The sequence below is a fragment of the Pseudonocardia alaniniphila genome (assembly GCF_022524485.1).
GTDB classification, from domain to species: domain Bacteria; phylum Actinomycetota; class Actinomycetes; order Mycobacteriales; family Pseudonocardiaceae; genus Pseudonocardia; species Pseudonocardia alaniniphila.
The window spans coordinates 64,126-70,465 of the sequence record NZ_JAKXMK010000047.1 but is presented as its reverse complement, the minus strand read 5'-3'; the positions used below and the strand labels follow the sequence as shown (position 1 = coordinate 70,465).

At 66.4% G+C, this 6,340-nt stretch carries 9 protein-coding genes; 5 read left to right on the top strand and 4 right to left on the bottom strand.

Translation table 11 applies throughout. The annotated features are described in order from the left end of the window. From MMF94_RS38940 to MMF94_RS38920, 5 genes are all read left to right on the top strand, one after another. Positions 1–324, top strand: a 324-nt coding sequence (locus MMF94_RS38940) for a hypothetical protein (RefSeq protein ID WP_241042500.1), incomplete at its 5' end; no start/stop codon positions are given. 75 nt (positions 325–399) lie between these two features. Further along, entirely contained in the window at positions 400–1,221 is an 822-nt protein-coding gene (locus MMF94_RS38935) for a helix-turn-helix domain-containing protein (RefSeq protein ID WP_241042506.1), read from the top strand. A 67-nt stretch (positions 1,222–1,288) separates the two neighbouring features. Continuing rightward, positions 1,289–1,870, top strand: a complete 582-nt coding sequence (locus MMF94_RS38930; protein ID WP_241042499.1) for a dihydrofolate reductase family protein — start codon at positions 1,289–1,291, stop codon at positions 1,868–1,870. Positions 1,871–2,287: 417 nt separating this feature from the next. Then, the gene (locus MMF94_RS38925) at positions 2,288–2,824 is read left to right on the top strand and encodes a universal stress protein (RefSeq protein ID WP_241042498.1); all 537 of its coding nucleotides are present in this window, start codon (positions 2,288–2,290) and stop codon (positions 2,822–2,824) included. Positions 2,825–3,496: 672 nt separating this feature from the next. After that, positions 3,497–3,805 carry a ScoMcrA-related endonuclease gene (locus MMF94_RS38920; RefSeq protein WP_465269980.1) on the top strand — a complete coding sequence of 103 codons (309 nt, stop codon included), beginning with the start codon at positions 3,497–3,499 and terminating at the stop codon, positions 3,803–3,805. Between the two features lie 244 nt (positions 3,806–4,049). Here MMF94_RS38920 and MMF94_RS38915 read toward each other — a convergent pair whose 3' ends face one another. From MMF94_RS38915 to MMF94_RS38900, 4 genes are all read right to left on the bottom strand, one after another. Then, positions 4,050–4,379, bottom strand: coding sequence for a hypothetical protein (locus MMF94_RS38915; RefSeq protein ID WP_241042496.1), 330 nt, complete (start codon positions 4,377–4,379; stop codon positions 4,050–4,052). A gap of 194 nt (positions 4,380–4,573) precedes the next feature. Then, complete coding sequence (locus MMF94_RS38910) at positions 4,574–5,155, bottom strand: molybdopterin-dependent oxidoreductase (protein WP_241042495.1); 582 nt, start codon at positions 5,153–5,155, stop codon at positions 4,574–4,576. A 26-nt stretch (positions 5,156–5,181) separates the two neighbouring features. After that, positions 5,182–5,388 carry a hypothetical protein gene (locus tag MMF94_RS38905; protein WP_241042494.1) on the bottom strand — a complete coding sequence of 69 codons (207 nt, stop codon included), beginning with the start codon at positions 5,386–5,388 and terminating at the stop codon, positions 5,182–5,184. 438 nt (positions 5,389–5,826) lie between these two features. Next, positions 5,827–6,192 (bottom strand): hypothetical protein, encoded by a 366-nt coding sequence (locus tag MMF94_RS38900; RefSeq protein WP_241042493.1) that lies wholly within the window; start codon positions 6,190–6,192, stop codon positions 5,827–5,829. Positions 6,193–6,340 lie beyond the last annotated feature (148 nt).

The window sequence follows — 6,340 nt, the reverse complement described above, 5'->3', positions numbered from 1 at the left end:
CGTAGCCGCCACGGCGAGCTCGACGCCAAGAACGGCGCGGCCATCCAGGCCTGGACGGACAAGTACGCCGCCGAGCGCAAGCAGGAGCAGGGCACAGGCGTGGATTCAGCGGGCAGCCTCGCGCGTCCGGTCGGCTTGACGTGCGCAGCGATCGCGGGGGCTGTTGCCGAACATCTCCAGCACTCCAGCCGCGCCCGTCTGCGCCACCTTCCGGCCGAAGTAGTTGTCCTGGTCATCGACACCTTGGCGTGGTCGAGCTGGTCGGCAGTCTGGCGTGCGCTCAGGCACGCTGCGTCGATCAGCGTCGCCACCGTCCTGCGGTAGACGTGCGAGGTCACCACCGGCGCGCGATGCCGGCGGGGCGTCGGCGATGCTGTGGGCGTGGAGTACGTGTCCAGAGTGCCGCAACCGCCGCTGGACGGGCTGATCGACGACCTTTACTACCTGGAGGGTGCGCCGCCGTACGCCCGGCTGACGCTGCCGCCGGCGCCGGCTGGGTTGCTCATCGTCAACCTCGGGGCGCCGTTCCGCATCCGCGGCGGCACCGACATCGAGACGGCCGAGTACGCCGACGGCTGCGTGGTCACCATGCCCACCCGCGCATGGGAGTTTGGCTACCCACTCCGGACCCGGTCCGTCGGCGTGCACTTCAAGCCGTGGGGGCTGGCGCCGTTCCTGCCGATGCCCGCGGCCGAGCTGTGTGACCGGCCGGTGACGGTAGAGCAGGTTTGGGGCCGGCCCGCCGTTGCTGAGCTGCGAGACCGGCTGGCCACGGCGGACGGACCGTACGAGATGCTGACGCTGCTCGAGGACGAGCTGATGCGACGGCTGTGCGAGACCGCCGGCCTGGGGTTGGTCCGCCATACGAGCAGCGTCATCGCGGCGACCGGCGGGGCGGTGGCGATCGGCGACCTGGGCGTGGCAGCCGGTGTCAGCAGCACTCATCTGGCACAGCGGTTCAAGGAGCTCATCGGCATCACTCCGAAGCGGCTGGCCCGCACCCACCGCTTCGCCGCCACCGTGTTCGCGATCAACCCCGCCGAACCGATCGACTGGGGCGACCTCGCCGGTGGCGCAGGCTACTTCGACCAGGCCCACTTCGGCCACGAGTTCCGGGCGTTCACCGGGCTCACGCCGACCCGGTACATCGAAGTCCGGCGGCGGTTCCTGCGCGAACATCCCGGCCACGCGCTGGACGGCTGGCCGCTGCCGGCCGATTGATTTCTTACAAGACCGACGGCTCATGAAACGTTAACTTGGGGGACCCCTAAATTGGAGGAGGGCCCCGTTGGGAAAAGTAGTCATGTACAGCTCGGTGTCGGTGGACGGTTTCATCGCGGACAAGAACGACCAGCCCGGACCGCTGTTCGACTGGTTGACCAGCGGTGACGTGCCATTGGACGAAAGCGGCGTCTTGAAGGTGTCGCAGGCGTCCTACGACTACACCCGGCCGTACTGGGACCAGATCGGGGCGACAATCGCCGGCCGTCACGTCTTCGACATGACGGACGGTTGGGACGGGAAGCCTCCGGGCGGGATCGACCACGTGGTCGTCGTGACGCACCGGCCGGAGCCCGAGGGCTGGGACCCCGAAGCGCCGTTTCACTTCGTCGACGGCGTCGAGGCAGCCGTGTCCAAGGCGCAGGAGCTTGCGGGTGACCGCCTGGTTGAGGTCGCCGCTGGCGACGTCGGTGGCCAGGTGCTTGCCGCGGGCCTGATCGACGAGGTGCGCATGGACGTTGTACCCGTCGTGTTCGGGTCCGGCAAGCGCTACTTCGGGTCGGTCCACGCGCAGCACCTGTTGGAGGATCCTGACGTGGTGATTCAGGGCAACCGGGTGCTTCACCTGCGCTATCGGGTGCGCCGTTGACCGATCTGAGTGGGTACGCGAAGAAGTCCATAACGATTGCTCAAGCTTCCTCGCTAATTCTATTGTGCGCTCAGTTCAAAAGTCCGGAGAACGATTTAAGATCGGCGACGCGCCATCGAACATCGGCCGACGTTCCTGGTCAAGGACTCCACCGCGGCCGAGCTCATCACCGCGATCCGGGTGGTCGCCGCCGGCGAGGCGCTGCTGGCGAAGTGCGTCACACGCCGCCTCATCGCCGCGTTCGCCCGCCAAGGGGGTCCCGCGCACAGCTGGTCATTACGGCCTACGAGACGGGTCTGGTCACGCCCGGCAGGTAGCTCGCGCTGCCTGAAGAGCATCGTCGGAGCGGATGTATCTGTGATCGTGCGGGTACCCCACGATCACGAAACGATCATCGATCCGAGGAGGACTGGCGACATGACCGTCACCAGGGGCTCGGGCGAGTCGCAGCGTCCCGCGATGGAAGATGCCGAAGGGACCCGGCAGCCGGTGTTTGTCGTTGGAGTCGACGGCTCTGCTGCCGCCGTCGCCGCGCTCGAGTGGGCGCTCGAACAGGCGCAGCTCAGCGGGGGCAGGGTTGTGGCTCTGGCGGTCAGCGAGCCTCCACCGGTGTTGGCTGGCGACCTCGGGATCGTGGGCGGCGTCATGGTCCCGCAGTTGATCGAAGGCGAGGAAATGGCCGCCGTGGCCGAGCAATGGCTCACGGACGCGATTGCCGCGCTCCCGGTCGGGACCGTAAGGGCAGTGGAGCGGCACGTTGTGCACGGCGATGCCGCGACGGTTCTGCTCGATGCCGCCCGCGATGCTGATCTGCTCGTGCTGGGAAATCATGGACGCGGCGCACTGGCTTCCGCCCTGCTCGGTTCCGTCGCGCAGCGCTGCGCTCACCATGTCGTGTGCCCGCTGGTGCTCATACCCGCCCCGAAGACCTCGCAGACCGCCGGTGATTCGTGAACGCGATCCGAGGCCTGACGGAGGTGTAGGGAAGACGGGTTCGATGCCGCCGAGCACCGGCATGCGGATGTCCATCACCACGACGTCCTGGGCCGGGCAGCCGTCGAAATCGACCGCGGCATGCCCCGTCCGCGGCATGGTGAGGGTGAAGGCAGGCAACCGTAGCGTTGGAGAGCGGTGACGCTCTTGATTCCCTTGAGGATCAAGCCGACGCCCTTGATCTGGACGCGTGTGATCGATTTCGACAACGCAGGTCGCGTCCGCGTCTTCCCAGCGGGCACAGATCTGGTAGATCCTTTTGTGCGGCGTCGGGATCCGAATGGAGCTGGGCGATGCCGCTCCTCGGGATGAGCGCTCGCGGCTGACGGCACGGCACACCCGGGCCGCTCCGAGCAAGATCCTGTGCGCTCACCAGTGCTTATCACGGGTCCGATCGCCGCTCGGCGACGCAAGCGTGTACACCGTCGAAGGCGACCTCGACGGGCGGTGGACAGATACCGCGCGTTCGCCGGCGTACGCCCGACCGGCGGCAACGAAAGCGGCCGGGGTCGGCGCGGCTGCCTTCGTGATTGTCAGAACCGAGAACGTCGAAGGCCGCACGCTGATCGCAGTCGGGGAGCAGCGGAATGGCAGCAGAACGGCTGAGGCGCAGATCTATCTTGAGAGGACTCGATGGGGCATTCACTCACATGGAACCGTGTGACCCAGGCTCACGTGCTGCAGGCGATGCAGGAGTACGACCGACTGGGTCCGGAGCAATTCTTTTGTGAGCACGGCTTCGCCCCCGCCCGGGCTTACGAGCTGATCTGGGACGAGCGCCGTTACCCGCCAAAAGCGATCCTGGGCACAGCTTACGAGTTCGCTACGGGTGAGCGTCTTGCCTCCGGTGATTTCGAAGGCGGGAAGGCCGGTGCGGTCAGGGTGCTCGGAAAACTGGGATTCATCATCAAGCAGCGCGAGGACCAGCGGGGCAAAAGCTGACCCGGCGTCCCTGTAGTTGTGGTAGGCGCCCCGCTCCGAGATCCGGCCTCGTCGTCGGAGAGCAGCATCCAGGCCGCGCACCCACGTCACGCTCTTCCCGAACTCCATGCGTGGCACAGGCAGCCGGTCAGGCCTTATGGGGAGTTCTCGGGCGAGCTGGTGTCGGGCATCGTCGGCGCCGTTGTAGTGCCGACCGAGGTGGAGCCAACGCTGCAACCTCGGACAGGCCGTGGAACGCCGGGTCTCAGCGGTAACGGCCGTCGAAGTGTGATCCCCGACCGAGCTCGGTGAACCGGAGACCGGCGATCCTGCCGTCTTCCACGATCCATTGCAGGTCGTAGCAGGCTCGATAGGTCGGGGGCCAGAACGAGCAGAAGCGGCCGTTGTCGTCGAGATACCACTCACCTCGTGTCGGCTGGCCCTGCTCGACGTACGTCGTGGCACCGGTCGGTTCGAAGACCTGGGTGGCGCCCTCGTCGTAGACGAAGCTCCCTGCGGTCAACGCGAGCCGGATGTGTTCAGTGGTCACGGCGTCGCCGTCCGTGACGCGGATGTTCTTCAGCGATTCGAGCATCGGTTCTCCGTGGATCATGTTCAGTAGGGTGCGGCTGAACGCGCTGCAGGCATCTGGACGCGAGAAGCGCCGGCGCTCATGGACTTGACGTGGGCGGGCCGTATACGCCCTGTTCTTCGATCGGTCTCCGTGCCGGATTCGATCGAGAAGGAATGTGTCATGCCCTCTCAGTCTCCCTGGTAGCGTTGCTCGAGTCAGGGGTCTCCCCGGTCGTGGTACCCGTTGCGCTCCCAGAAGCCGGACTGGTCTTCGGCCAGCAGCGTCAGCCCCGACACCCATTTTGCGCTCTTCCAGAAGTACAGATGGGGCACGAGCAGCCGGGCCGGGCCTCCGTGAATCTCCTCCAGGGGTGCCCCGTTCACCTTCCAGACCACCCACGCCTTGCCATCGGTCACGTCCTCGATCGGCAGGTTGGTGGTGTACCCGGTGTGTGAACGGGCGAGTACGAACGCCGCGTTGTCGAGTGGACCCGCTAGCTCCAGCAAGGTATCGACGGAGACACCGTCGAATGTCATGCCGAATTTCGACCACGTGGTGACGCAATGGATGGCGCCCTGGTATCGGGATCCGGGAAGCGCTCGGATCTCGCTCCAGTTCCACGTGGTGGGCGTTGCTACCAAGCCGTCGATTGTGAAGGTCCAGGTATTGGTCTGGATGCGAGGAGTGGCTTCCGTGTGCAGGACGGGCCATGTGGCGCCGGTGTCGTACTGGCGGGGTGGCAGGCGCGGGTCGGGCTCACTGGCACCTCGCCTGGTGAAACCTCTCGTGATCGGCATGGTGCTCCTTTCGTCAGTGGTTGGGCTCAGCAGACAATCATGAGTGCGAGGTCCGGTGGGCAACCGCGTTCGACGAGTGCGGCGACCTCGTGCCAGTCGACGACTTCGGCGAATCTGCCCGCGAGCACCTGCGAGAGGCCCAGTCGCTGTAGCTGAAGTGCTCGCCACTCGCGGACCAGCCGCTCTTCATTACCGTCCCCGGTGACCGCGCGTTTGCCGATGTGCAACTTCATCGATCGATTCCTCCCAGCGGTGCGAGACGTCAGGGCCTTGTCACGCGGCTTCGAGCCCCGAACGTCCGCTGATGGTTATGCCGGCGGCAACGCATTGCCCCACCGATCCCCGCTTCGGCGATCGTGACGAGACCAGCTCGGAAGAGCTCATGGGGCTGTGACCTGGTCGCACAGTGGTGGTCGCTGCGGCTTCCGAGACATGGTCAGCTCCTGTCCGTGGCGAGGATCGCTGGATACGTCTTCGCTGGACCTGTGCCACTGACCGGAGACTGTCGTCCTGCACGGCGTTGGTCGCGCCAGTAAAAGACACCGGGCCGGCCCGGAGGGGCCCGTGTCCGGAGACCGGGACGACCAAAGGCCGACAGCCTCTATCCGGGCAGTTCCGAAAGGCGCTGCGGCGCGGTGCGACGTGGACGTGATGAAAGATCATCGGCACCATCACCCACGGGTAGTCGGCATCGGCGAGACCAGCCGGAGATCGGCCTGCGTGTTCGAAGCGTCGCGCAACCCCCGCCCCGGCGGGGATAGCAAGGTGGCGATGTGATCGGGCTGCGCCAGGACGACTGGATGCCGCACGAGAGCGAGGGGGGCGCTGTGGAGGTCGTCGGCTTCGCCTTCGTCCGGCACGTTGATCGGCGGACATACCTGTTCCACCGGGAGGCGAGCCCTCAGCAGCGGCCCGCTTATAAACGCGAGGGCGCCGAGCTGTGGTGCAGCTGGATCCCTGGCTATGGCTGGGGCGTGCACGATGTCGATGGCACCGTCTTCGGGAGGCCGCTGACGCCCACTGATGACGATCAACATCCCCCGCCTGGCACCTGGCTCAGCTGGAAGGGGACCAAGTCGTACCTCTATGACCTCGTGGTGGGTGAGCGACTATCCGGCGCAACGCCCGCGCCCGCCACCCCGCGTCCTCACCGCCCAGCGCCGGGAGCGCGGACGGAGCCTAGGC